Source organism: Halorubrum ezzemoulense DSM 17463 (assembly GCF_002114285.1).
Lineage (GTDB): Archaea > Halobacteriota > Halobacteria > Halobacteriales > Haloferacaceae > Halorubrum > Halorubrum ezzemoulense.
Genome location: NZ_NEDJ01000021.1, coordinates 25,812 through 50,113, shown reverse-complemented (window position 1 = coordinate 50,113; position 24,302 = coordinate 25,812). Strand labels below are relative to the sequence as shown.

The following is a 24,302-nucleotide window of genomic DNA, read 5'->3' as shown; positions in this document are numbered from 1 at the left end:
CGGGGGTATAGTTCGTATTGAGTCACAACACGACCGTCTGTTACCAAACTGACGACAATCCCGGACGGGGCGGGGGGTTATACAGACAAGTCAGACATTACGGACACGGGGGTTTATGTGGTATGAATACACGAAATATGGTAATGGACTCGTCCCCGTATTCAACGACCTCCGAGATCTTTGCGGTCGGCGGCGAGGACTACCTCAAAGAAGGCCACACGCCAACAACGCTTCCAGAACGCCAAAACGAGATCTTGAAGCTACGACGGTCGTTGAAGCCAGCAGCTCGCGGTGCCGGCGCTGAAAACACGTTCCTCTCAGGGAAAGCCGGCCAGGGAAAGACAGCAGCCGCAAAAGCAGAATTGGCCGAGCTGGAGACGTTCGCTAACGCCCAGAATCTCGACCTAACAACGGTGTTCTTCTCCTGTGAGGGTATTTCTTCAAGCTACACACTCGCCTGTGGACTCTGTGAAGAAATCGGTGGCGAGAATCCTAACGGCCACTCGATGCAGAAGGTTCTTGACCACCTCTGGGAGGGAATGAACGAGATTGGTGGCACAATCATCATCGTCCTCGACGAGATTGACAACCTCGGTACGGACGACAAGATCCTCTATTCGCTCCCCCGTGCACGTGATAAAGACTACGTCAACGACGATGTCTATCCGTCAATCATTGGCATCAGCAACGACCTCCAGTGGCGTGATAACCTCGATCCGGCCGCGAAAGATAGCCTCTACGATGATTCGATTTTCTTTGCGCCTTACGACGCACATGAACTCCGTGATATCCTTTCTCGCCGTGCGAGCAAAGCATTCCGTGACACTTCACTTGTATATGAGACTCCCGCCGGCGAAGAGTTTGAGGCCGATGTCGACTTGGATGACGACGATGGCTCGCTTGCCAAAGCCTTCGAACAGATAGATGTCGACCGATCCGAGTGTACACTGCTTCGTATTGATTCAGCGATTCTGTCTGATGACGTGATTCCGCTCTGTGCTGCGTACGCTGCTCAGGACAAAGGCAGTGCCCGCCAAGCAATCAAGTACCTCCGGAAAGCCGCAGCGATTGCTGAATCTGAGGGTGATACGCGAGTTGGGGAAGAACACGTCCGAGCCGCTCAAAGCGAAGCTGAGCGAGAGCTCATCATTGAAGGGATGGAACAGCTCACGACTCAGGGGCACCTCGCGCTCGCAGCGGTGACAATTCTTGAGCTCGGAGGCTCCTCCGGGATTCGGACCCGCGATGTCTATGATGTCTACACCTCCCTTTCAGACCACATCGGTGCTGACCGTTTGGCTCAACGCCGAATGCGTGATCATCTTATCGAGCTCGATATGTTGAGTATCATTCGAGCACGAAAATCTGCCTCGGGATCGGTTGGTGGTGAAGCCTATACGTTTGAACTCCGCGTTGAGCCCTCGACAGCGATTGAGGTACTGGAGGCCGTTTCTCGATTCGAATCGGTTGAGTTCAATGAACTTGCGAAAAGCTGGCTCAACGAACAGCAGACACTGAACTAGCCCCGGTCGCGGCGGCAGTAGTCCGATACGCACACCCCCCGGTGTGTCCGCAATTGATGGAATATTTAGTGACGCCGGGGATTGTGAACCAGTTTCGTTGCCCCCTCTTCGACTCCTCCCATCGCCTTCACCACTTTATATCGCACACGGGGTGTGGGGACAATCTCGCGTGGATTGTAGTTAACCAACAAACCCACTCCAAAAACGACCCTTTTGTTGGTTAAATCACTCCGCTCTTCTGTAGAAACGCGGAAAGGGGTTGTTGAGTTCTTCCCAGCAGTAAATTGAGTAGCTAACTGGGACTCAGATCGCTGGACCGCGGCGGGTGTTCAAAATGTCAAATCGTCTTTCCACAGCTCTACACAAGAGCGAATCACTCTCTATCTGCGAACGCTGTCAGCTCTGGCACCTGAATCTCCGTGAGTTCTCGACTGATCTCCGCCCGATCCCAGCCAAGCGGTGACAGTACACTCTCAACAGCTCTGACGAGTTGGGTCTCATAGTACGACGCATCGTACGACTCGACCTCTTCGTGAGTCAACGCGACCCGCTCTCGCGAGGTTTTCTCGTCGTCGACGACTACGTACTCGATATCCTGTCCTGGGTGGACGGCGAGGTCCTGCTCTTGAGCCCGTCTTAGTGCCGCTACGTTCTGGGTGTTCTGTGTATATCCTTCGAGCGGCTTGGAGATACGATTCCGTTCGACGAGTTGATCGACAGACACCGTCCCAGCGTGGAGACGCTTGATGGCGTCTTGGAGACAGTCGAGGACGGCGTCCGGAGATCGAGTCGCGTCGAACCGTTCGAGACAGTCCCGCTGGACGTCCTTGATGAACGATGGGGTCGACCGCTGGCGAGCTTCGATGCCCCTGATCTTGAAATCGTCGTCGCCGGCGACCTTCCCGAAGTACTTCGTCAACGCGCCGGCGTCGCTCTCGCGCTGGGGCACGAACGCCACCCAGTCGTAGTGAGCTTCGTGTTCAAGCCGAATTTCGACGCGTTCCGTGATCGCCGTCGCGAGCGTCTCAAGATCTTCGCGCTCCTCGTCGTCGACGTCAGGATCCGGGGTCACCCAGATGGAGTCGACGATGCCGTGGACGACACGCCAGCCGCCGTCCTCCAGCTGCTGTTTCGCCGTTAGTAGGATCTCACGAGCGAACGCGTTGATTGCTTCGTGGCACTCAATGCGGCCGAACTTCGCGTTGCTGAACCCCTGGTAGCCAAAGCAGGCGACCAGGATCCACTTTAGCGCGCCCGACCGCCCCTCAAGTTCCGCTAGGCGATCCTCGTCGGGATCGTCCCGTTTCTTTTCGCGACGGATGGCCGCCTTGATCTCGTCGCGAGCGTCGATGATCGGCTGGAGGACGTCGACGAGGTAGCCTTGGTCGTCACAAATTGAGTATCCGAGGCCGGGGACGTCGTCGCGGTCGCTGTGGCAGTCACACCGGATGACGTCCGGTGAGACGTTTCTGGTACAGATGATGTTCGGATACAACGAGGAGAAGTCGAGTTCGTGGACGTTCTCGTGGAGGCCGACCTCAGGCGCGAAGATGAAGCCGCCGCGGTCGGCGTCGTGGAGCGTCCCCATCGGCTTGAAGAACTCATGCCGCCAGGAGTTCCACGGCACGAGGACACCGCGATCGTGGGCCTCGCAGATCTGGATCGCCGTCAGCACGTTCCCGATCGACGCCCACGCGAGCTCCTGGATGGGCTTGTTCGAGCGCGACACGAGGTCGAGGACGCCCTCGAGGTTCGTCTCCCCGTAAAAGAACGTGTTTGACTCGTCGATGATCGCTCGACCGGGCACGTTGTACCGCGCCGGGGAGTGGCCGACGCGGCCGTAGCTCGAGTACGTCGACCGGCTCGCGAGCTGCTGGTAGTCGACGTCCGGCCACCGACTCAGCGAGAAGTCGTCGACGCCGGCAGCCGTCGCCATCTCGTACAGCGTCGGGACGATCTCGCTCGTCGAGCAGACGAGGATGTCTGGGTCGTGTGTCTCGATCGCCGCTTGAACGGTGGTGAGGATGTCCCCCGATGATCCAGTAACAGTCTCCCCGGCAACTGTGAGCTCGCTGTACGTGTCCTTGTTGGTCTCGGTTACTGGAATACCGAGCCGGAGCGTCGACAGGTCGGTCGCGGGTGTCGGATCGGCGCCGGTTTCCAGACAGTAGCGGAACTCGCGCGAGAAGTCGACGTTGAAACAGGCGAGATCCCCGACTGGGTGCGCTGACAGTTGGCGCGCTTGCCGGGCGAGTGGGGTGACGCGGTCGACGTGGTCGACGTTGACAGCAAGAGCAGGCTCGTCGTCACGACGAAATCCGGGGCGCCGGGATACGATCTCTGTGGCGACGACATCTGGGTGTCGCTCGTATTGTGCGCGAAGTGGTGTGAGATCGATGTCGGTGTCAGGGTCACGTGCTGTGACGTAAAACCGGGGCGTGTAGTCGTCGCGTTCGGTCGCGGTCGCGCCGTCGTTGGTCGCCTCCCACTCGAGAACGCGACCATCATCAAAGAAATCGATTGTGAACGGCATTTTCGTAAATCACCCACCTTCCCGTCTCTACACCGGAGTCTCGCATAATCGCCGGCGTGTCTGTTCCGGATTTCAGGGAATGGAGATCGCCTTGACAGAAAGAGCGTACTCTCGCGGGTTCGCTCTGTTAATCCCACTTCCAGAATCGTTTCCGAGTTTGTTAGCTGAACATCCGGTCGCGCGTTAACCAACAGAACGACCGTCTTACAGATCGCTGTTGGTTAAGACTGCTCGCTCTTATGTAGAAACGCGGAAAGAGGTCGTTTGGTTGTGCCAGCTCCGAATTGAGTACGCTATCTCGGGTTCAAATCGCCGGACTACGGTGGGTGTTCAACATGTTAAATCGTCTTTCCACAGCTCTACGCAAGAGCGAGACTGCTGTGGACAGTCCTCCATATCTTGAATTTGGTGAACAATATACTACCCCACAGATTATTATACCGCTCTCTCGTTGGTTGGCACATAATGTCAGAAGAGCTGTCCCCGTCCCATCGAATGAGCCCAGACGGCGGCACCGAACACCGTGACGTGAACGACGTCGTCGAGGAGGAATGGACCGAGGAGACGACGCCATTTGAACGAGTGTACGAAGTTATCTCTCGTGTGTACGATCCGCTGTCTGCAGCACAGATCGCTGAGCGTGCCCGCGTCTCATCGACCACGGCGCGAAAGCACCTACGAACGCTCGAGAGCGCTGGTGAGGTAACGACGTCTCAGGACGGTCAGACGACGCACTACCGACGGTCGGAAACGGCGATCGTCACCGAACACGCCCAGTCGCTCCTCGCGGAACGGACGCCCGAAGAGATCGCGTCCGGCATCGCTGATATGAAGGCGCAAATACAGGCGTGGCGCGAGGAATACGGTGTTGATTCACCTGAGGAATTCGCCCGAGAACTGGACATTAGCGACGCCGACAGCGACCACGGTGCGCTCCTCACAGAATGGCAAACGACGCGACGTAACCTCGCGCTTGCACAGGCAACACTCGCGATCGGTGAAGTGAGTCAAACTGGCCACCTTACCGGGACGGACAGGGATGACGATGGTAATGGCGATACATCCATCGTCGTATGACCGACGACGGAGACCCCGCTCACCATATTCAGCCAGACGAGCAGTCTGAGGTGTTTGGTCCCATCGACGCCGGGGCATTACGGGAAATACGAGACCTGTTCGTGGACCTTGAGCCGCTGGTCCAGACCGCGTCATTGGACGACCCACTGAATCCACAGACACTCTCGGTCGAACTATCCGACGGCGTCGGAGCGGCGGCAACCGCCCGGATAGACGTCCGGTGGAGTCTCACCGGGAACTACGCCGCACACTACACAGATGATCGAGACCGAAATTTTCGGTTTGACTGTCACCCGAAACCCGACGCGCCGCGACGACACTTCCATTCACCCCCCGATGCCCCGAGCCGTCCCGTCGACCCATCCTGTATTGCTGTGTCTGAGACAAGCCTTGTAACGCGAGCGATTCTCCAACGGTGGCGATACGCCTATACGAATGGAACATTCGAGGGACTCAATGACGCAGAAAATCCACCGTGATATCTTCCTCGCTGTTTAGAGCACAGAACTCTGTTGGAACCCTCAGCGACTGATAGTTTGGAGAGGCTATACTGATTACAGGGTGTGAATGTAGTGCGAACCGAGGTTAATTTTCGGGAGAGGCTGATCGCTCAGTACAGGAAATCCACATACCAGAGTCGGCGTACAATTGCTCCACTTCTGTCAGGAACGACTTTTGTGATACAGAGAGTGAATTCAGCAGCCAATAGTTATTGGTTTCACACTAGTCCAGATGAATTAGTCCGCTTGTAGAACTGCGTCTGTGTGAAGGGGAACAAATTTTTCGTCTGAATTGAGTTAGTGTATGTGCCCAATCCGTACGAGATTCTCGGGATAACGAAGAATGCCAACGAGGTCGTTGTCGAAGCCGCATACAAAGCACTAGTGAAGGAGCATCATCCTGATCAGGGCGGGAGTCAGGATCGCTTCAAGGAAATTCAAGATGCATACGAAAAAATACAGGGCGATGATTCTACTTCCGGTACTAGGACCGGGACCAGTACATTCAGCGGGTTTGCAAGCGGACTTGCCGGACTCGGAACACCCGTTAGTTCAGCGTCAATAGAAGGGATGCTCGCAGATGATTTGACAATTGAAAAGCACCCACTACGTGTGTCTCTTGTGGGGTTGTTCCGTACTGATATTGAACCTCTCGTCTGGCCCTATACAGCCGACTCTATCCAGACAGAAAACCGATTTCTCTGTGTAACTCGAATTGAGAACATTTCCGAATACGTTCAGAAGTGGAGTGGACTCGGTAAGATGAAATTCGTCGGGAGCGACGGACAAACATATTCACCAAAACAAGATTTAGCATCCACAGAAGCTGATATTCCACCGATCGTAGATCAACGCGATAAGCAACTAGCTCCACAGTTCTCTGCGAACTACGCAGAGCTTGAGCCGAAATCATGGACGATCGGAATAACGGTTGCTCCAAACCTCCCTGAAGAAGTAGATATTCAACGGCTGTCCTACTCACACAGTATATTTGAGGGCCATCAGACCGATGGACACGTAAAAGAAAGAATTCGGTATGAGTTTTCGATTACGCCGGAGAAACGTCAAGCGATGCTCTCTCTCATTGCGCAGGAGCTGATGGAGAAAGTTCCAAAAGGGACACCGTTGGAAGCAGTTGGGGGTACTGATGACACCGCGGCTTCAACGCAAACTAAAGCATCCGGTTCGCAATCTGTACAGGTTGACTCTGAGACGCAGGAAGGTTCGACACAGATGACTAGGAGGTCAACAGGTAACAACACCAATTCTGAGAGTGTAGATCCTTCGCGGGGGGACGCACTCTCAGAGCAGGAACGAGAACGAGTAGTAGATATTGTTCGCTTGGCACCGACCTCAAACGGGGAGCTCGCTTCGTCATGGGGTCTTGAGACGGGGAAAGAGGCATGGAAGTACCTCTCACAACACTTAGACGGCTACTACCAGCGGAACGAGAATAGTCGTATCGAACCGACACAAAAAGCAGTTCAAGTAGCTGAATAGCCGATCTGTATCGACCAATCACACTTCTTCAGAGTGTGGTTCGACCTGTGCGAGATGTGCGTCCTGTATTCAGCACGGCTTCAAAAACATATCACCGAATGAGGGTTTCAACAGAGCCACACAATAGTGATCTGTATTAGCCGGGCTACTGACTGCCCATTACCGGTTCTAGTGACTTCATCGAAAAGTCTGATTTCGAGCAGTACCGTTCGGCGACATCCATCAGCGCCCGAGTGCGCCGTATATCGGCGACGTTGTGGAGGACAACCGCTTCGAAATCACCAGCCTCCCACGCGTCGACGGCTTCGCTACTTTCTCCAAATGGATCGACTGCGCCGTGGCCGGACGCCACAAGCTCGTCGTACACTCCTGTGAGGTTGTTCTCGCTCGTATTGAACCGTGAGGAGAAGACCTCCATCACGTCGATGTACGGCAACTCAGCGAACGGCCACTCGCGTCCGTGATGACTGAGCCGCGTTCGAAGAAATGGCAGATCAAATCCGCCTTTCCAGGTTTCGCCGTTATAGGCTACGAGCTTGACGTCTCGCTGTGCGATCGTGGCGTCGACGAACGTCTTGACGGCGTCCAACAGCGCGTCCTCATCGTCGTGGATGGAGAGCGTCACTGGCGTGGTGAGGTGCTCGTTCACGCGCTGTTCGATATCTGAAGCACACGCACTCCCGTCAGTATTGAGGAATACTCGTGAGCCGATCTCGGCGTCGAAGCCGACGACAGTCAGCTGGTCAGTCGTCGAAAATCCCGTCGTCTCGATGTCGAATGCGATCGTCGCGAGTGTACTCATTGGGGTGGCTCGCTGGTTTCTTCATCGGATACTCGGGCATCGGTGCTCTGTTCGTTGAGCCGGTGTTCGAGCGCTTCGAGGCGTTCCTCGTGGTCTTCCAATGTGGCCTCCTGTTCGAGATCGATGCTGAACAGCGCCGGCACCAGCGGATTCTGATGATTCAACAGCCCGCTTGCGTCGGCGTGTTCGCGAGCGTACTCGAACAGCTGGTCGAAGCGTGGTTGATCGTGATGACGAAGCGCCCGCCGGAACTCCGCCCAGCGGTCTTCGATAGCCCGCAGCGCATCTCGATATGTCGGGTTCGTGCGTCCCATTGTTAGCGCCCCCCAGGTGCTGTCCACGCATCGAGGAGCGGACTCGTGGTGAGCGACGTCGTCTCGCCGTCAGCGGTCACGCCTGTCCCGACACCTGCCGGACTCGACGTCGACGACGGGGGTGTCGCGGGTTCGAGCCCGACCTGTGTCGCCCGCGTAGCGAGCAGCTGTCGCCAGTAGGCGAACGTGGTCTGGTAGTACGCACCGTCATCAACGGGATAGACGAGTGTCTCGAACTCGTCACCGACGAGTCGCGGCCCCATCCGGGTTTGCTCACACTCAAGATGATGATTGGCGGCCGTCGCGACCGGTGCTGTGAACTCATCGATTGTACTCCGGGTCACGAGTACCGGGACGTCGTAGCTGTCGGCGTACGTCGCTAGTCGAGCGAGGGTTCTCGCTTGGAGTGTTTCTGCGTGCTGCTCACTGAGTGTGTCGTCGCTGCGGTACTGGATGTCGGCGGCCGGCGCGACGATGAGCGACGGGGTGTGTGGAGACGAGTCTTCGCTATGAGTCGATGACTGTCGACTGGATGTGCTGGTGACGGCGGTCGATTTCTGGATGGCATGGTTTACTGCCGTCGGGAGATTGTCGACAGCGCCGTAGTGCTGATACGCGGTGAATCCGCGTGCGACGTGGATCCGGTCGAGCAACCGCTGGCTCGGTGTGATCTGAGCCAGCGTCGTCGTCGTCGCGTGCCCGTTCGCGTCAACCCAGAAGGCGGGCCCGTCGTGTAGGAGGAGATGGTCAAGCACGAGCGACTGGAGGATTGGAACGCCACGGCCGCCGTCTATGTCGAGCAGCGTAATGCCGTCGTCGAGTGACGGCAGGAGCATCTCTTCAGTGGCTGGCTCGGCGCGATCTGCCAAGCCCAGATTGCGGTCAGCCCCCCGTGTCGGCTTGTCGGCCGCCATTCGGTTCGATGGTGGGTAATCTCCCATACTCGATAACTCGTCACGCTCTCAATAAGCGACGGCGCGGCGCTTCCGGACTTCCAGAAAAGAATGTACCAGACGTCAATTCGAACTCTGTCACCGGATCTTGGGGAGTGGTAGACTGTTTCCAAGACTCTTTCCGAGGTGGCTGCTATCTTTGACCGTCGAATTAACCAACATTTCGGTATATCCCGGCAACTTGTTGGTTAATCCAGCTATCCTCATTGTGACGCACCTCGTCGATGATATCTCTAGATATGATATTCCAGAATATGATTATTCAGAATATTTTATCTCACGCCTACTAATTCAGTACTACTCGATATTTGGATAACTCCGAAGAGATGGTTCGGAAACGGTACTCACATATTGAAGCTGGAGAGTTCGGTGATCCCGCTGCTGAGGCGATCGAAGACATCGACAAATAACCGGCGTTTCGATTGTTATTAAGTACTGGCCGTATTCATATAAAGTTTATATAGTAGTGAGCCGTATCATGGCATATGAGCCGTGAGACGGAATCGAACGCCACCCATGGTGTGTCCATATCCGTTCCAATACCCGCCGCAGACGCGGATTTGTTCAAAAGCAAGGCAACGAACGACATCTTGCTATTTTTAACGAACCACCGATTCAAACAGTTCTCACAGCGCGAAGTGGCTGATCAGATTGGCCATTCCCAACAGACGGTTCGGAGAGCGATCAATACCCTCGTCGAGAACGAATTAGTGGTTGAATCGCCCGAGAACAATCAACGGCTCGTTCAGATCAACCGAGAGCGACTCGCTATTCCGGACGACCCTCTCCTCCGAATACCGCAACCAGAGTTCCAGAAGCCCGTGAAGGCCGCCGTCGATGAACTCACTGACCGTCTCGACGGCGTCATCGGGATCGTTCTTTACGGAAGTGTGGCGCGCGGCGAAGCCGATCGGCGCAGCGACATTGACCTCTGGGTGCTCACGACGAACGATCGAGCCCCAAACCAACGAGAGGCGAACGCTGTTGGTCGCGACCTCGAAGACGCCGAGTTCGACGGGAATAGGTATGCTTACGACATCGACGTTGAGGCGGTCCACGCGATTCCCACGTACACAGAAGACATTCGGGAAATTGTCGTTTCAGGAATCCCAATCTACAGCACTACCAAGTTTGAGACGGTCGAAAAGCTCCTCCTCGAGGAAGGTGATAGCGATGAGTAACAGGTCTGATCCAACTGACATCCTCGAGTCCCTGGAGCGGGCACAAGACGCCTTCAAGATGGCGGGCCGTGGTCGAGCAGAGTTCGAGGAAGGGATTAGTGCCGACGATGACTGGCAGACTCAACTGACGAAAGCGTGCCGGCTCGTTGAGGTGACTAACACGCTTCAGGCGCAGGGAGACTACTACACAGCGATCATCGAGGTGAGTTTTGGAACCATAGAGAGATCCATCGAAGCGTACGCGCTCGCGATGTCGAACGATGAACTTCAGGACTTCAAAGATCACGAGTTCAGCTACAAACGCGCATACCAGATTGGCCTGTTCACCAAAGAAACAGCAGAAGATATGAAGGATCTGTATAGCGAGAACCGGACAGAGAGCTACTACGGCGGCGGGAGACCGACAGAAGAGCAGGCAGACGCAATGGCCAGTCTTGCCCTCGCCGTCCACCAATTCAGCGTGAACCAGATTCGGGAAGGGGGGGTCTGTCTCTGCGACTGACGGCCGCTCCGTCTTTGCCGTATATGGTATATCACTGTACCGGCTCTGTTGAAATCCTTAGAAAGTGATATATTCTGTTTAGGGTGTGGTCAGTACAGGGTACATATTTCGCACTCTGGTCAGTAGTGTATTGACACGGGGTTCGTTACAATAACAGCAGTTTCAGACGGGGTTTGTTGTAGTGAAGTAGGGGATAGTACACTTGGATGATGGCCAGCCGCTAGGTCCTGTTAGTATGGCCTATTTCTGAATTCGCAGCCTGCCCCGAACATCTATTTCAGAGGTGAATATATCTGGAGAAGAGGACTTGTACAAAGCCACGAGATACCTACTCCACGGCCTCTGAGTTACTGTATCGGCGATGTAGCTGCTGAATCGACGAGTGAGTACTCGCGATCTCGACTCGTGCCTTCTGCTTCGAGGAGGTTGTACTGGGCCATCTTCGAAAGGTAGGTCCGGACGGTGCGCTTCGTCCGCGGATCGTCGACCGCCTCAGTATAGCGGTCGTGGATCTCGCTGGGTCCAAGCGGGCCGTGGTCGCGAACAATATCGTAGACGACCCGCTGGTGTGGTGTGAGCGAGTCGAGACTCTTCTGCTTGATTTGGGCCCGAGCATCTTCAGCGGCGTCTAGGAGGATGTCGTTGGTGATCTCTTCGTGGTTTTCGCGATCAGCTGTGCTGGCTGCGCTGCGAAGCATCCCGATCGCAAGACGAGCGTCGCCAGCGGCGGCATCAGCGATCTGATAGAGCTGCTTGTCGGTGATGACGCCGTTTTCAAGGCCCCACTTCGTTCGAGCACTCAGAATGTCATAGAGTTGCTCGTTGTGGTACTTGTCCATCCGGACGTGTTCGCTGGAGCGAAGCCGACTCACAAGGCGGTCGTCGACGCGGCTGAACAGCTCTTCTTCTTTGTTAGCGATACAGATCACCGCGAACTGCTCCATACTGTGGAGGTCGTAGATGAGGCTCGGGTCTTCGAGTTGGTCGACCTCGTCGAGGATGACGACGGTTCGGGGGCCGTCGTACTGTTGGAGCCGATCAATGAGCTCGTCGTGGGGTGTCGACTGGCGATGGATGTCTATCGTGGCCCCGATGTCGTCGAGGATTTGGTATAGTGTCCGGAAGCGGCTGTAGTTTCGCCAGCAGTTGACGTAGGTAGCCTCGACGTCGAGAACTTCCTCGCGGAGCCGTTCGGTAACGAACTTCGAGACACAGGTTTTGCCGACACCGCTCGGGCCGGTGACAATGGCTGTGTCAGCCGGCTCGCCGTTCGTGATCGGTTCGAGAACGCTCGAGAGGTGGTTAACTTCGGCGTCGCGATGCTCGACTTCTCGAGGGACGAACCCGGCGCGGAGGACGCGAGCATCACGGATCATTTGTTTCTGCCAGAGTAATTTCCGGTCTGGTTATAAAAACCTCACCGGGTCAGTTCCAGAAAGACCCCCATCGCCGTTGAATTGCTTCTCCTGTAGTGTCGCTGTCCCCCGATTTTGATTGTGGAAACGCTCCGTTTCCGGAAACGTCCGAAAACTCACTCGGCGCTCTCTAAAACGCTAGCAGGTGAGGGTATGAATTACGGCCTTCGGTTGCTAGAGAGAACACCATCTAGAGGCGGAAAACCAAAGAGTGGAATTGCGGATTCCTACTCCCGGTTTCGCCCCGTGCTTGGTATTATTTCCTCAATGCGGTCACGGCCCGGTTAGTTCCGGCGCTTAGAGCCTTTCCTCAAATTCAAAGTCGGCATCGTATCCATCTCGAATGAATACCGCCGGGTTCTCTGACGGTCTAACAAATGATTGCTCAACCACATCCTCATACCTGCCAATATCGAGGATTTCGTCCAGTCTCTTGGAGGCGATATCCTCAAATCCGCCCATGTGACCGTAGAAATCAAGCCAGAGGGATTGACTATCGAAGTCGTTGACGTTGCCGCTGCTGGCTTGGAATAGCCCACTCCCGCCGACTACGATGACCTTTCGCATCATTCGACTAGCTGCGACGTTGAATCGGTTGGGGTCTAGCAGGAACTCAGTAAGCCGGTTGATATACCCAGAGTCGGAACTCGTCGCAGAGACGATAATCAGGTCTCGTTCACGCCCTTGGAACTTTTCGACAGTATCGACTTTGACTGTGTCTGGAATTTCAACAGAAGCGTTGAGAGCGTCCTTCTGCCGGTTAAACGGCACGACAACTCCCACAGTAATCTCCTCACGAGGGTTTGTCTCTTCTGTGTGTTCTTCAACGATATCGTAGTGTGATAGAATCTCTTCGATTATTGCCTGCTCGATTGGGCTACGTTTCTCTGCTGACCCATCAGTGTGCTCAAGCAGAGAGATTTCAGTTGACGGGTCGAGCACCGGTGAGAGAGGGTCGGGAACGTCGCCTTCAGGATCCGGGAACGGGTCGTGGTTGGCACGACTCGTAAGCTCGATATCGTCTTCCTCATAGACAAGGTCTGTGTGCATTTGCGCCGCGTCTTCGGGAAGCCGATACGTGAAGGTGAGTTGATGTAGTGGAATTGTCTCACCAGGGTTGTCCAACTCCGGAGGATCCCGGCGGATATGCTCAATCTCGTCAGTATCGATATCACCACGGAGGAACCGGTGGAAATTGAGGGCGGACAAAAATGGGGTTTGGAGTTCGATTGTTCGCCGGTCTTCACTCTCCCAATCATGGGTTTGAATCGGCTCCATTTGCCGGTGGTCCCCGACAAGACCGATTTGCCCACTCTGCCGGAGGAACGCGCCAACGAGCAAGTACAGCGGGAGGTCAATCATGCTCGCCTCGTCGACAAGCACCAGATCGGCGTATCGTGCTCGCCCATCTTCCATCAGAGTCTCTCCGTCACTATCCGCTGTATATTCCCCCATCTTGTCGATAGCACGGTAGAGGGAGGCGGGGGTTCCAGCCATCACTAATTGGCTAGGCACCTCAGCTGTGGAGTCGTCAACATACCTGGTGTATAGCTCTTCGAGCCGGTCAGCAGCATCAGGATCACTGTAGTGAATATGTTCAACTGACTCGTGATCGACCCCTTGACCCTCTGCTGAACAGATGCGAACGATTTCGAGGTCCTCAAAGTCGGTATTGAGGTCCTCTTGGAGTTCAGCAACGCTACGGAGGGCTTCATCGACCGCGTCGTGTGACAGCGCCGAGATCAACCCAACGAACTGCTCAGAATCGGTCGAAGTCCTCTCTCTGGCGAATACACGACTCAACATCGTCGGGGCGAGCGTAAATTTCGTCTTACCTGTCCCGGGTGGCCCCTGAAGAAGCATCACTCCGCTATCTGTGTCAGTAATAAAACCATGCTGGTCGGCATTCGGTCCAGGGTCCTCCTCTTCTGCCGGAGCGGGGAGTGACTCCTCCAGAAGGTCAATGAACTGCTCCACTACATCAGGATGGATTCCATCAACAGAGAGGTCCTCCCTGCTATCATTGAATACCTGCGCGATGCGTTGATAAATGACATTCTCATCAATTCTATCGGGGTGTAGTGCTGTTGCTGCCCGGGACTGTGGGATCATATCCACACTCGGATCTAACACATATCTAAGCGGGTCACTACCGGCGGATTCTTCAAATAAAATTCCCCAATCATCCTGATCGTTTTCAGAGGCGGCTACCCAATCCTGGTGGCTCACACAGTACATCTCGTCGTCCGAATCGCCTCGCGGCCAATCTCCAAGCACAGAACCGGTTACAGTACCGGCGTCAGTATCAACCTCATCAACGACGGTTGTCGCGTGGTGTTGTATATTCGCTGGGTTGTCTCGGTAGACGACTTCGGGGATTTCCCCATCACCGGTCACCTGTGTAAGGACAGACCAGTCATCAATAGAGAGCGGGTTCGGCGCGACACTGGTGTGCCCGTCGGGATCATACGGAGTGCGGTCGTATTTCAGAAGTTCTCCGTTGATAAATGCATTTTCCCACCCATTATCGTCAGTCTCGATTCGCGGGTTCGTATTTTCAAAGATGAGTGAGTTGCCAGATGCCGCCCGTTCAACGAGAGGTTGCCTGTAATAGGATTCTTGTTTGTTCTTCTCCGCCCAGAATTCTAACTGCTGATATTCGCGGACGGTGTCGGCAAGACTCCGTGGTGTGAACTGGATGTTCCGGAAGTCAGAAACATCTACTGGCTGTTTGTCGACGAACGAATCCTTGTTCCAGGTGCTTCGTTCGATATGCCGAACCGCGAAGGAGAACTGTCTCGCGAGAAGTTTCACATCATCTTCTGTAATCCTCGTGTTGTGGTCATTGGACCGATACAGGAAATCCCGGATGAGTTCTGGGTCATCACTTGCCGTCGGGTCAAGTTCATCGCGGACGCCCCAAAGGTAAGCCGGGGGAATCTGTTCTGTTTCTCGGTTCCGGACCGGATACGCCCAAGTAGCGAGATTATGACTACTCGAGTCAACCTCTCTTGGAACGCTATGATTTAGCTCAATCCCACCTGTAGGGTGATTGTGTGAGACGAGTCCGTCGAATAATCCACGGCGGAACAGTTGGGTGACATCAACTTCTCTGTCCGAATTCCAGGAAGTAACCCAACTGAACCAACCGCTATCATCCGTAGTAGTATCCGTCTCCTGGCGGCAGTACTGTGCAGTTGTCTGGAGAAATCCGAGTCCACTGAACCGAAACGCGTACCGCTCACGGAAATCTTGCTGGAGAACGGAGACCATCTCCTGATCGATCGCCGGCCGGAGTCCGAGTAGGGTTCTGACGGCTTCAGACCCGTGAATATCCGGACAGCGACGTAATGCGGCGAGCAGCGATTCTCGCTGCTGGTAGCTATAAAAGTACAGGTGTGGGAATCCAACAGACTCCGAGAGGCCGTAATCACGGAGATCAGGGGCAACTGCCGAAATCGCTTCACCTAGTTCCGCGAAGAAATCACGGAGTAGTCGTTGCTCCTGATAATCCTTCGCATCGGCCTCGGTGTGAATATCATCCACAATCTCCGTCGCAAACTCGCGGGACCCGGTCTCGCTGTTTTCAACGAGCGCATTCAAAATCGTGATTCGGTTCAGAGCATGGTCATGCTGGACGAACAGATATACCTTAATCAGGCTTCCAGAGGGGTAGTCCGCGCTGTCTGGGTAGTTCTGACCGTGATCATCCCGCGGAAGATTGTACCCCGTCCCTTGGAGGTGATGACCAAACAAGTCGGGATCGCTCCCATATTCATCATTGAGCTCTGTAAGAAAGTGGAACGCAATCTGGGTCCGCATCTGCAAGTTTGTGATGTCTGTCTGCTCACGGACGGCTGCCACTAATCTCTCGTTGCGAGGTTGCAGAGCTGAAGAATCCGTATGGGAACCGTCCGTTCCTGGCTGCTCAAATAACAGTGCGAAATCCTCGAGATCAGTAACACCGCCGTCCACATCGATTCCTTCGAGAGCTTCCTGAGTAGCAGTATCGAACCCGAGCAGTTCGAGTCCCTTTGACTCGACGCCACGAGTCATACACACAGATTCGTATTCGCAGCTCGCACACCGGTTATCAATTCGGTTCCGTGTTTCCTCAAACGGCGTCTCGAGGACCTCATCGAATTCATTCCCTGCTTGGAGTTTGAGGTCGAGTTTAGCGAGATACCGTGAATAGTCGAAAGAGTCCACATCTCTGATTCCGCTACGGAAATTGTTGGTCTGCGTAATGACTGCCCCGTAGATATTATCGAGTGAACAGTGGATGCCTGCGTCTTCAGCCGTCTGTTGAAGCAGACTCGCGTATATGGCAGCCTGGTAGGAGTGCTGGACTTTGCGTTCGTCCGAGTTTTTCAGTTCTGTAAGGAGAATTCGGACTGAATCTTCAGTTGGCGCAATAAACACAATATCAGCACTTCCGGATACTTCATACGCCCCGACTGTACCCGAAAGACTAGGCTGATGTAAGACGATGACGTCGTCATCCGGGTCCCGAGATGCTGCATTTTGTATCAACGTCCGCACTGATGACTCCGGGACGTCACGTTCAGCACCGATTCGTCGATCGTAACCATCCCAGTCGCTCTCTTGAGGGCCAATAAACTCGTACGTGGCCTCGTCCAGCATATCGAGTTGGCGGTGCTCGAAATTAATCCCTTCCCCAGTCAGAACGGGATTTTTCTCATCAGTCTCCCAGGGCCGGCTATTGAGTTCGTCCTGCGCTTCCTCATCGTATTGCCAGTGTAGGAACATCTGGCAGGAGTCGACGCCAAAATATTTCGCAACAGTACTGGGATGTAGGGTAGGCCGACTCAATGGCATGAAATTCCATCTCACGTACAGCCATAAAAAATGAAAGGGGTTCGTAGATTGTCTAGATTCACAGAGGGATTTATACAATCAATACGCAAGCGCATTCTATCGGTTGATTCAGGTTTAGAGGGGAAAAATATCGTTGCTCCCGTGTGACTACACTCTCTGTATCTCGCACGCCGATTCTATCAGTTCTTAAGGATTTCAACAGAGCCTATCGACCTGTACAGGTCACTTGAATTTGACTCGTTCTGCGGGCAGTAACACAAGAAATTTGTTCTATTTAACCAACAATATATTCTGAAGACTCCCTTTGTTGGTTAACTAGGTAAGGCCAGATCCTCTGGTTATCAAGCCCATTAACCTCGATCACTTGTCTGGTTTTGTCCCAGTCCGCAGATTCTCGCGGTACTCAGCCCACGCCCCGTACATTTCGATCTGCTCGTTTTTCGACATTGTCTCATCGGTGTCCGGGTCAAAGAACGGAAGCTCCTCTTTCTCCGGCATCGCCATCACTTGGCCGAGCGGATAGAGCTCAGAGTAGTAGTTTTCTAGGACCCATTCCTCACCGTGATCTTCGACAGCTTCGGCAATGAATGGGACTGCTTCCGGGTACTCGTCGGCAAGGGTATCGGGCATTGTGGACTGTAGTGGGAAGGGTAGCGGGCTTACGCGTCGGTGAACTCAGCAAGCGAGTGGTTGGGACTGTTGTGGTTCCACTTTCCGATCTGAATAAGATCGAAGGTCTCGATGTCGTCTTCAACAGCGGCGTCAAGTGTGGCAGTAATGTCGGCGGGGAGACTGTCGACACGGATCGCCGTCACTGGGTGACCTCCAAGCTTGTAGCCGGTTGCGAGACTTGTGGGAGAGACGACGATTACCGTATCACCATCGACAGCGTCGAGGGCGAGTTGGGCATCCCGATGCTGGAGGACGGTCGCATCCAGCTCATCGACAGGGAAGAGACAGGCCGCTGTCCCGTACTCAATACTTGCCCTCGCCGAATAGAAATGCCCTTCGGACATAATCAACTTCTTCTATATGCTCTAAAGACATTAATATTGCGGCGCCAAGCAATACCAAGCTATGCGACTCGGGCAGCCCGTAGCTTGATTATTCACCCCGTTTCACCGCTGTATGTGGCTCGAACCCTGTACGAGAGCACCGCGGCAGAACTCGCAACTGGCTCTGTTGAACATGTTTCGTACGATACCGCACCGGATGCTGCTGCTGAGTGGCTCGTGACGAACGGCTACGATGCGGCGCCAGTTGATCGGGACGGCGACCCAGTTGGATTCATCCACGAAGATGACGTCGACACCGACGATACTGGTGACACGCTTGAGGCGGCCCTCACGCCGCTTACCATTGACTACATGATTAGCGGTGACACGTCGTTCGCGGAGAGTCTCGCGGCGTTAATCGAGGAGCCGGTCTATTTCCTTGGGGGCCACAACCGGATCACCGGAATTCTGACGCGTGCAGATCTAAACACACCCCCTGCGCGGATGTATCTCTTCGATAGGATCACATACCTGGAAGAACATTTGCGAGAGGTCATCTCGGCGGAGGTCCCCGATTGGAAGCAGACTCCTGTGAGTACCGACGAAATCGATGGTATCGAAGCCCGGTATGCGGATGCCAAAGCGGCCAACGTGGAATTATCAGAGATCCACTACGCCCAATTTTCGACACTCAGTACAATCGTGTCGAGCGTCGACGCCTGTTGGCAAGAGTGCGGATTTTCAACGACAGGTGAGGCGCAGTCGCGGCTTCACGATATTACGGAACTCCGGAACGATGTCGCCCACGCTAATCTACTTGTCGAGAACACGGACAGTGACCAGTTTTTGAGTAGTGGCCGCACGACTGAGAACCTGTATACACTCCTTGAGGACATCGAGCAGATTCTGACCAGCCTACAGGACGGTGGGTATGCTCCGCCGACCGCCGCTGAGTAGTCCTCGAACCAGCCACGTGGCTCTGTTGAAAATATATTTTCAAATCCAAAACCGGCGGAGACAGCCGTTCGCTGAGTATTGCTTATTTCTCGCGTCGTTCCCGGCACATTCCACAAAAATCGTCGACCTCATTTACCGATGAGACCTCAATTGTCTCCTCAAACGAATCCTCCTCTGTAAAGGTCTGTGCCCACCCGCAGTAATCTGGTTCAGTGAAGTGCCACATCTTGTCTTCCTTACGTGAAGCTCTCATACGGTTTCATTACCGGCATTGCTGAAAAGGATGTACCCTGTAATCACAGCAAGTCATTTTTTGCACCTGTTGAGTGCTTCCATAAAGCCACCCACATCCAACTACTATTGCGCTTCGCCGTATCCACTGTCGTATGGATGACTCAGCGGTAGGTGTTCTTTTGGGACTCGCCTGTGGCGACGCCCTCGGTCGTCCGGTGGAGTTCCAGCAATCAGCCTCAATTCAGCAACGGCACGGCCCCGTCATGGACATGCTGGCCAATGGGACGCATGGCCAACCTGCTGGCACGATCACGGACGATACCGAGATGGCGTTGTGTGTGGCTCGAAGCCTCGCTGATTCGGGCCACTTCGATCCCGTTGACGTCGCAGACCGATTCGTCGAGTGGTATCAATCAGACCCGTTCGACATTGGACTACTCACTAGCACAGTCCTCAGGCGACTCCGAGATGGTGACGCGTGGGATGAGGCTGGGATCGATGAGTGGAAACACCTCCCAGAGGGATCCAATGCGGGCAACGGCAGCGTCATGCGATGTGCCCCGTACGGGATCGCGTTTGCTGGTGAGTCCGATGCACTCGTGACTGCGAGTCGTGCTTCCTCGGTTATCACGCACGCCGACCCGCGCTGTCAGTGGGGATGTGTTATCCTGAATGGGACGCTTGCTGGCCTGCTTACCGGTACGGACCAGCCGCTTGCGTCCGCGCTTGATCTCGCAGAGAATGGGCCTGCTGAACTCCAGAGTGCGTGTGAAGCTGTTCAGGCAATTGTGGAAGGGTCTGAGTCTCCGGCAGATCTTGAACTCGCTAATTCGGGTTATGTCGTCACAACACTTCAAGCGGGACTCTACCACGGACTGACTGCTGAGAGTGCGGAGGGTGCCATCGTCGATGCGGTAATGTTGGGTGGTGATACAGATACGATTGCGGCCGTTGCTGGGGCTGTTGCGGGGGCACGGTTTGGCGCGTCCGAACTTCCTGATCGCTGGCTCCAGGCAATCGATGAGACGGCTGAAATCAGAGAATTGGGCCAGCAACTCGATACGATGGAAATCTCGCTTCCTGAGTCAGTCGTAGAGAAACTTTCCAGTGGCCAATTTGATTTACAAGCCTAATTTAGAACCTTTAACCAACAACTGGGGATATTTCGAGCTATTGTAGGTTAAATCGACTACTCTACTTCATCAGTTTCGGCCCGTCCGTGCCGTCTATCTATCTCATCAAGCATATCGAGTGTCTTTCGGATTGATGCTCGAACCGCATCGCTTCGATTGACGAATTTTCCCTCGTCACCGACGTGTTCATCGAGGTCATCAAGCAGTTCTTGGGGGATCTCGACGCTAACCTTTGGCATACCCTCGTATTCGCAGAGGAATATCTTCATAGTGTCGGCCAGTAAATCGGATGCGCCTAACTGATCGTTACATCACGTAATCCCGCTTTCAGTACCTGAGACATATTTGATATGATAACCATTGAGCACCCTGACAAACCCACGTTTTCAAGTGATTCGTTTGACTTGATTTTCTGGGGCACCCCAACTGAAGTACAGAACACATATTTTTAATCGTAAGTGGGTATGATACTCTGATATACACAATGCCTGAAAGTGAAACTGAGGTCCTTGATTACTATCCTTCAGGATGGAGTGAGGAGATTCACGACGAGTACTACATTGAGTGGAGATCCGATGATGATGAATCAATTCTCGTCCGTCTTGACGGCACAATGGGCGATGACGACTATTCTGTCACCCCGATCACCGGCGTGAATACGGATGGTGAGGAATTCGTAACACGGCCGATATCTCGGCTATCACGAGAAGAAGCGTTCGACGTCGCAGCGACGCTTATCTATGCGATGAATGGAGTTGCGGGACGGCTTAACGGCGAAGATGAGTTTACAGGTGACATCACCGACGAAGCTTAGCCCCAGCAGGCCGAGCTAGTTTTCCTACGTCGTTTGAATAGAAGCGTTACGAGAACTCCGGCCGCTCAGCATACGCGATCGGATCGCGTGACCCGGCATTCCGGAACGCCTCTAAGCGGAACGCACACGCATCACACGTCCCACAGGCCGGCTCCTCGTCGCGGTAGCACGACCATGTGATGTCGTACGGCACACCAAGTTCTAACCCCCGCTCGGCGATCTCCGTCTTCGACCACTCAACGAACGGCGCTTTCAACTCAATCTCTGTCTCTGGTTTCGTCCCGACGTCGATCACGTTCTGAAAGGCGTCGAAAAAGGCGGGGCGACAGTCGGGATACCCGGAGAAGTCCTCAGAGTGCGCCCCAATGAACAGCGCCTCCGAATCAGTCGCCTCTGCGTACGACGTCGCCATCGACAACAGGTTCGCGTTCCGGAAGGGGACGTACGATGTCGGAATCTCGTCGCTCTCCATATCCGCGTCAGCCACATCCATCTCTTCGTCCGTCAGACTCGATGCCCCGATCTGCGAGAGGTGCCCCGTCTCGATATGGAGAAAGTCAGCCGCGTCAACTTCCTCAGCAAGCGCTTTCGCACACTCGTACTCCTTGTCTTCAGTTCGCTGCCCGTACGACGTGTGGAGGAAGTACGGCTCGTACCCCCGCTCGATCGCCTCGTAGACGGCCGTCGCACTATCCATCCCGCCAGACACCAGAATCACCGCGCTTTTGTTGCTCATATCTGCTCAGTTATGTCGAATTGATTATCGCTCTGTTCACCACACCGCACTCGCGCACCTCGCTCTTCCGACCGGCGTCTGAGAGTGACGTGCTCATGTTCCCGGTGCGTCGTTCCATAGGTCCACGTGGAGGCGCGGCGTGTACCGGTAGCCGTACTCCATCGCCAGTTCAGCGACCTCGCTTCGCGTCCCGTCGAGTTGCTCGCGCGTCATGCCCTCCGGCATCAACAACACGTCATCATCGGCGACGGTCGTCACCGTCGCTTCTCGCACTCGATCAACCAGGTCCGTGATCTCCAGGAGGTCCGACTCGTCGGTCACGACGAACTTGAGTTGGGTCTCGTAGTTGTCGACCATCTGGGACAACGCATCCATGTCGATCCGGTTCTGTTCGTGTTTCTCTTCCCACTCGCCCTCTCCTTTCGGGTCACGCTCCGGTGTCGGCGTGCTGCTCGCCAACTTTGGGCTGATACTTGCCAGATCGATCGGTGCGTCCCGATGGATCGTCCCGTTCGTCTCCACCGTCGTGTGATACCCCCCTGCGTCAAGCCGTTCTAAGAGCTCGACTGACTCCTCGTGGATGAGTGGTTCCCCACCTGTGAGCACGACGTGGCCAGCCTGTTCGTGGGACTGTATTTCCTCCACGATAGAGTCGACGTCGCGCCACGCCCCGGTCGGCTCCCACGAGGTATGGTACGAATCACAGAACCAACACCGCAGGTTACACCCAGAGGTCCGTACGAAGACGGAGGGGACGCCTGCGAGCGTTCCCTCGCCCTGTAACGAGTAGAACACCTCGTTGATCGGGAGGCCCTCACCAGTCGTGTCAGCGTCTGTTGCGGGCTCCTCGATATCGCTAGCGACCGGCATCAGTAACTCGCACAGAGCTCACCGGTTTCGCTCACCGACACCGACACGTCCGAGACGGTGTCCGGGAATGTATCGAGCATGCGTTGTTCGAGGAGGACGCTCATCACCTCCGCCGTCGGCGGGTGCTCCAAGACGACGAGCGCGTCGCCGTCGCCGGACGCTTCGAACGCGTCGACGAGCGGATCGCCCTCTTCGACGAGGAACCGGTGGTCCCACGCGTCGATGACGTCCGTGACGTCGCCTTTGTCGACGACCCACCCCTCCTCGGTGAGTTCCCCGGTCACTTCGACGGTGATCTCGTAGTTGTGCCCGTGTGGCCGCGAGCACTTCCCGTCGTGGTGGAGGATTCGATGGCCCGAGCTAATTCGGATAGGGTTGTCGTCTCCGATTTGGAGTGTTCGTTGGCCTGCTTCCTGAAGCACATCTGCTTCGGATTCGTCTCTTGATATACTCCGAGCCATACTCGAAGAATATTCGGGGAATATATAAATATTGAGTTTCGATACCCCACCGATGGAACGGCAGCACCACTCACAATCGTCTCTCCATCGACTCTCTCGTCGCCCACTGGCATCATCTCCAGCCGGGCCGCAGCATAGCACCGCACGCAATTGTATGGTCACTGACGGTGATGACAGTTGATGCAGACTGAAGACACTCGTGCGATCTTCACTGCCGTGTTCGCCGGCTCAATCGTCCTCGCAAACGTCCTCGCAGCGAAACTTACGTGGATTGAACTCCCCGGACTTGGCGGCGTCGCCGTCCCTGCCGGGTTCGTTGCGTTCGGTGTCGCGTACCTCGCTTCAGACCTGCTCGTCGAGTACCACGGGAAAGAGTACGCTGCGACCGTGGTCAACGGAACCGTCGTCACGCTCGTCATCGCGTATGCGCTCGTGTTCCTCGCCATTTGGATGCCGTCTGCGCCGTTCTACGGCGGCCAGGAAGCGTTCGTCTCGACGCTTGGTGGTTCCGCCTCGATTATCCTCGCCTCCGTCGTAGCGCTTGCCGCTGCCCAACATCTCGACGTCCGACTCTTCGCTAATCTGAAGAGTCGCACCGGCGGTCGGCATCGCTGGATCCGGAACTGCGGTTCCACGGCAATTAGTCAAGCCGTGGACACAGTCGTGTTCATCACGCTCGGCTTCGCTATCTTTCCGGCACTCGGCCTTGGCGGGGACCCGACGTGGGGTTGGGCGCTCGTGTCGATCGTTGCTGGGCAGTACATCGTGAAACTGCTTGTCGCGCTGATTGATACGCTCCCGTTCTACGCCGTTACGGAGTTCGTGGAGCGGCCGGCTTAGATGTAATCTGTGCTGAATGAAGACCAATCTCCGATGCTGTATCAAAGCAGAATATCGAGTATAGTGCTCGAGAAGCGTGTTCGACATGGTGTAATAAATAGCAAATATACTCGACACTACAGG

General features: G+C 55.0%; 21 protein-coding genes. 9 read left to right on the top strand and 12 right to left on the bottom strand.

From position 1 onward, the window contains the following. Positions 1 to 143: 143 nt before the first annotated feature. A complete protein-coding gene (locus B9H04_RS07955; protein ID WP_049932957.1) occupies positions 144 to 1,523 on the top strand; it encodes a Cdc6/Cdc18 family protein in 1,380 nt (459 codons plus the stop codon). Between the two features lie 373 nt (positions 1,524 to 1,896). On the opposite strand, the gene B9H04_RS07950 is transcribed toward B9H04_RS07955, so the two are convergent. After that, the gene (locus B9H04_RS07950; protein ID WP_049932956.1) at positions 1,897 to 4,056 is read right to left on the bottom strand and encodes a type B DNA-directed DNA polymerase; all 2,160 of its coding nucleotides are present in this window, start codon (positions 4,054 to 4,056) and stop codon (positions 1,897 to 1,899) included. 528 nt (positions 4,057 to 4,584) lie between these two features. On the opposite strand from B9H04_RS07950, the gene B9H04_RS07945 reads away from it, so the two are divergent. Together B9H04_RS07945 and B9H04_RS07935 are read left to right on the top strand one after the other, a co-directional pair. Further along, a complete protein-coding gene (locus B9H04_RS07945; protein WP_049932914.1) occupies positions 4,585 to 5,133 on the top strand; it encodes a winged helix-turn-helix domain-containing protein in 549 nt (182 codons plus the stop codon). A gap of 806 nt (positions 5,134 to 5,939) precedes the next feature. Then, the gene (locus tag B9H04_RS07935; protein WP_139835062.1) at positions 5,940 to 7,133 is read left to right on the top strand and encodes a J domain-containing protein; all 1,194 of its coding nucleotides are present in this window, start codon (positions 5,940 to 5,942) and stop codon (positions 7,131 to 7,133) included. A gap of 145 nt (positions 7,134 to 7,278) precedes the next feature. Here the strand turns inward: B9H04_RS07935 and B9H04_RS07930 are convergent, their stop codons facing one another. From B9H04_RS07930 to B9H04_RS07920, 3 genes are read right to left on the bottom strand one after another with little or no spacing between them, the layout of a single operon-like run. After that, positions 7,279 to 7,935 (bottom strand): ribonuclease H-like domain-containing protein, encoded by a 657-nt coding sequence (locus B9H04_RS07930; protein ID WP_049932912.1) that lies wholly within the window; start codon positions 7,933 to 7,935, stop codon positions 7,279 to 7,281. Beyond that, positions 7,932 to 8,249 carry a hypothetical protein gene (locus tag B9H04_RS07925; protein WP_080508610.1) on the bottom strand — a complete coding sequence of 106 codons (318 nt, stop codon included), beginning with the start codon at positions 8,247 to 8,249 and terminating at the stop codon, positions 7,932 to 7,934. Before B9H04_RS07925 ends, B9H04_RS07930 begins: the two co-directional genes overlap by 4 nt. A gap of 2 nt (positions 8,250 to 8,251) precedes the next feature. After that, the gene (locus tag B9H04_RS07920) at positions 8,252 to 9,190 is read right to left on the bottom strand and encodes a hypothetical protein (protein WP_049932910.1); all 939 of its coding nucleotides are present in this window, start codon (positions 9,188 to 9,190) and stop codon (positions 8,252 to 8,254) included. A gap of 497 nt (positions 9,191 to 9,687) precedes the next feature. On the opposite strand from B9H04_RS07920, the gene B9H04_RS07915 reads away from it, so the two are divergent. After that, positions 9,688 to 10,383: a nucleotidyltransferase domain-containing protein gene (locus tag B9H04_RS07915; RefSeq protein WP_049932909.1), complete on the top strand. Its 696-nt coding sequence runs from the start codon at positions 9,688 to 9,690 to the stop codon at positions 10,381 to 10,383. Beyond that, complete coding sequence (locus B9H04_RS07910) at positions 10,376 to 10,885, top strand: DNA-binding protein (protein ID WP_211216875.1); 510 nt, start codon at positions 10,376 to 10,378, stop codon at positions 10,883 to 10,885. Before B9H04_RS07915 ends, B9H04_RS07910 begins: the two co-directional genes overlap by 8 nt. 347 nt (positions 10,886 to 11,232) lie before the next feature. Here the strand turns inward: B9H04_RS07910 and B9H04_RS07905 are convergent, their stop codons facing one another. The 4 genes from B9H04_RS07905 to B9H04_RS07890 all read right to left on the bottom strand — a co-directional run bounded on the left by B9H04_RS07905 (position 11,233) and on the right by B9H04_RS07890 (position 18,155). After that, positions 11,233 to 12,261 carry a Cdc6/Cdc18 family protein gene (locus B9H04_RS07905; protein ID WP_049932908.1) on the bottom strand — a complete coding sequence of 343 codons (1,029 nt, stop codon included), beginning with the start codon at positions 12,259 to 12,261 and terminating at the stop codon, positions 11,233 to 11,235. A 336-nt stretch (positions 12,262 to 12,597) separates the two neighbouring features. Continuing rightward, positions 12,598 to 17,070: a DEAD/DEAH box helicase gene (locus B9H04_RS07900; protein WP_162141816.1), complete on the bottom strand. Its 4,473-nt coding sequence runs from the start codon at positions 17,068 to 17,070 to the stop codon at positions 12,598 to 12,600. Between the two features lie 429 nt (positions 17,071 to 17,499). Beyond that, positions 17,500 to 17,769, bottom strand: a complete 270-nt coding sequence (locus B9H04_RS07895; protein ID WP_049932905.1) for a hypothetical protein — start codon at positions 17,767 to 17,769, stop codon at positions 17,500 to 17,502. A 29-nt stretch (positions 17,770 to 17,798) separates the two neighbouring features. Further along, positions 17,799 to 18,155, bottom strand: a complete 357-nt coding sequence (locus B9H04_RS07890; protein ID WP_049932904.1) for a hypothetical protein — start codon at positions 18,153 to 18,155, stop codon at positions 17,799 to 17,801. Positions 18,156 to 18,269: 114 nt separating this feature from the next. Here B9H04_RS07890 and B9H04_RS07885 point away from each other — a divergent pair, with 114 nt between their 5' ends. Both B9H04_RS07885 and B9H04_RS07880 read left to right on the top strand, forming a co-directional pair. Next, entirely contained in the window at positions 18,270 to 19,091 is an 822-nt protein-coding gene (locus B9H04_RS07885; protein ID WP_049932903.1) for a CBS domain-containing protein, read from the top strand. A gap of 386 nt (positions 19,092 to 19,477) precedes the next feature. Continuing rightward, positions 19,478 to 20,458, top strand: coding sequence for an ADP-ribosylglycohydrolase family protein (locus B9H04_RS07880; RefSeq protein ID WP_049932902.1), 981 nt, complete (start codon positions 19,478 to 19,480; stop codon positions 20,456 to 20,458). Positions 20,459 to 20,514: 56 nt separating this feature from the next. Here B9H04_RS07880 and B9H04_RS07875 read toward each other — a convergent pair whose 3' ends face one another. Next, on the bottom strand, positions 20,515 to 20,697 hold the full coding sequence (locus B9H04_RS07875; protein WP_080508614.1) for a ribbon-helix-helix domain-containing protein: 183 nt from the start codon (positions 20,695 to 20,697) through the stop codon (positions 20,515 to 20,517). 245 nt (positions 20,698 to 20,942) lie between these two features. On the opposite strand from B9H04_RS07875, the gene B9H04_RS07870 reads away from it, so the two are divergent. Further along, positions 20,943 to 21,272, top strand: a complete 330-nt coding sequence (locus B9H04_RS07870) for a hypothetical protein (protein WP_049932901.1) — start codon at positions 20,943 to 20,945, stop codon at positions 21,270 to 21,272. A 46-nt stretch (positions 21,273 to 21,318) separates the two neighbouring features. Here B9H04_RS07870 and queC read toward each other — a convergent pair whose 3' ends face one another. The 3 genes from queC to B9H04_RS07855 form a co-directional block, all read right to left on the bottom strand. Then, a complete protein-coding gene (gene queC, locus B9H04_RS07865) occupies positions 21,319 to 22,008 on the bottom strand; it encodes a 7-cyano-7-deazaguanine synthase QueC (protein ID WP_049932900.1) in 690 nt (229 codons plus the stop codon). Positions 22,009 to 22,101: 93 nt separating this feature from the next. Continuing rightward, on the bottom strand, positions 22,102 to 22,878 hold the full coding sequence (locus B9H04_RS07860; RefSeq protein ID WP_049932899.1) for a 7-carboxy-7-deazaguanine synthase QueE: 777 nt from the start codon (positions 22,876 to 22,878) through the stop codon (positions 22,102 to 22,104). Next, the gene (locus B9H04_RS07855; RefSeq protein WP_049932898.1) at positions 22,878 to 23,339 is read right to left on the bottom strand and encodes a 6-pyruvoyl trahydropterin synthase family protein; all 462 of its coding nucleotides are present in this window, start codon (positions 23,337 to 23,339) and stop codon (positions 22,878 to 22,880) included. Before B9H04_RS07855 ends, B9H04_RS07860 begins: the two co-directional genes overlap by 1 nt. Before the next feature lie 180 nt (positions 23,340 to 23,519). Between B9H04_RS07855 and B9H04_RS07850 the strand changes: the two genes are divergently transcribed. Continuing rightward, complete coding sequence (locus tag B9H04_RS07850; RefSeq protein WP_049932897.1) at positions 23,520 to 24,179, top strand: queuosine precursor transporter; 660 nt, start codon at positions 23,520 to 23,522, stop codon at positions 24,177 to 24,179. The last annotated feature ends 123 nt before the right edge of the window (positions 24,180 to 24,302 follow it).

What these genes read in the sequence shown, in the direction of transcription:
- B9H04_RS07900 (WP_162141816.1), bottom strand. Translation starts at nt 17,070, where the DNA reads ATGTTCCTACACTGGCAATACGATGAGGAAGCGCAGGACGAACTCAAT.
- B9H04_RS07855 (WP_049932898.1), bottom strand. Translation starts at nt 23,339, where the DNA reads ATGGCTCGGAGTATATCAAGAGACGAATCCGAAGCAGATGTGCTTCAG.
- B9H04_RS07925 (WP_080508610.1), bottom strand. Translation starts at nt 8,249, where the DNA reads ATGGGACGCACGAACCCGACATATCGAGATGCGCTGCGGGCTATCGAA.
- B9H04_RS07950 (WP_049932956.1), bottom strand. Translation starts at nt 4,056, where the DNA reads ATGCCGTTCACAATCGATTTCTTTGATGATGGTCGCGTTCTCGAGTGG.
- B9H04_RS07955 (WP_049932957.1), top strand. Translation starts at nt 144, where the DNA reads ATGGACTCGTCCCCGTATTCAACGACCTCCGAGATCTTTGCGGTCGGC.
- B9H04_RS07915 (WP_049932909.1), top strand. Translation starts at nt 9,688, where the DNA reads ATGAGCCGTGAGACGGAATCGAACGCCACCCATGGTGTGTCCATATCC.
- B9H04_RS07930 (WP_049932912.1), bottom strand. Translation starts at nt 7,935, where the DNA reads ATGAGTACACTCGCGACGATCGCATTCGACATCGAGACGACGGGATTT.
- B9H04_RS07905 (WP_049932908.1), bottom strand. Translation starts at nt 12,261, where the DNA reads ATGATCCGTGATGCTCGCGTCCTCCGCGCCGGGTTCGTCCCTCGAGAA.
- B9H04_RS07875 (WP_080508614.1), bottom strand. Translation starts at nt 20,697, where the DNA reads ATGCCAAAGGTTAGCGTCGAGATCCCCCAAGAACTGCTTGATGACCTC.
- B9H04_RS07870 (WP_049932901.1), top strand. Translation starts at nt 20,943, where the DNA reads ATGCCTGAAAGTGAAACTGAGGTCCTTGATTACTATCCTTCAGGATGG.
- B9H04_RS07920 (WP_049932910.1), bottom strand. Translation starts at nt 9,190, where the DNA reads ATGGGAGATTACCCACCATCGAACCGAATGGCGGCCGACAAGCCGACA.
- B9H04_RS07880 (WP_049932902.1), top strand. Translation starts at nt 19,478, where the DNA reads ATGGATGACTCAGCGGTAGGTGTTCTTTTGGGACTCGCCTGTGGCGAC.
- B9H04_RS07910 (WP_211216875.1), top strand. Translation starts at nt 10,376, where the DNA reads ATGAGTAACAGGTCTGATCCAACTGACATCCTCGAGTCCCTGGAGCGG.
- queC (WP_049932900.1), bottom strand. Translation starts at nt 22,008, where the DNA reads ATGAGCAACAAAAGCGCGGTGATTCTGGTGTCTGGCGGGATGGATAGT.
- B9H04_RS07850 (WP_049932897.1), top strand. Translation starts at nt 23,520, where the DNA reads ATGCAGACTGAAGACACTCGTGCGATCTTCACTGCCGTGTTCGCCGGC.
- B9H04_RS07895 (WP_049932905.1), bottom strand. Translation starts at nt 17,769, where the DNA reads ATGCCCGATACCCTTGCCGACGAGTACCCGGAAGCAGTCCCATTCATT.
- B9H04_RS07860 (WP_049932899.1), bottom strand. Translation starts at nt 22,878, where the DNA reads ATGCCGGTCGCTAGCGATATCGAGGAGCCCGCAACAGACGCTGACACG.
- B9H04_RS07890 (WP_049932904.1), bottom strand. Translation starts at nt 18,155, where the DNA reads ATGTCCGAAGGGCATTTCTATTCGGCGAGGGCAAGTATTGAGTACGGG.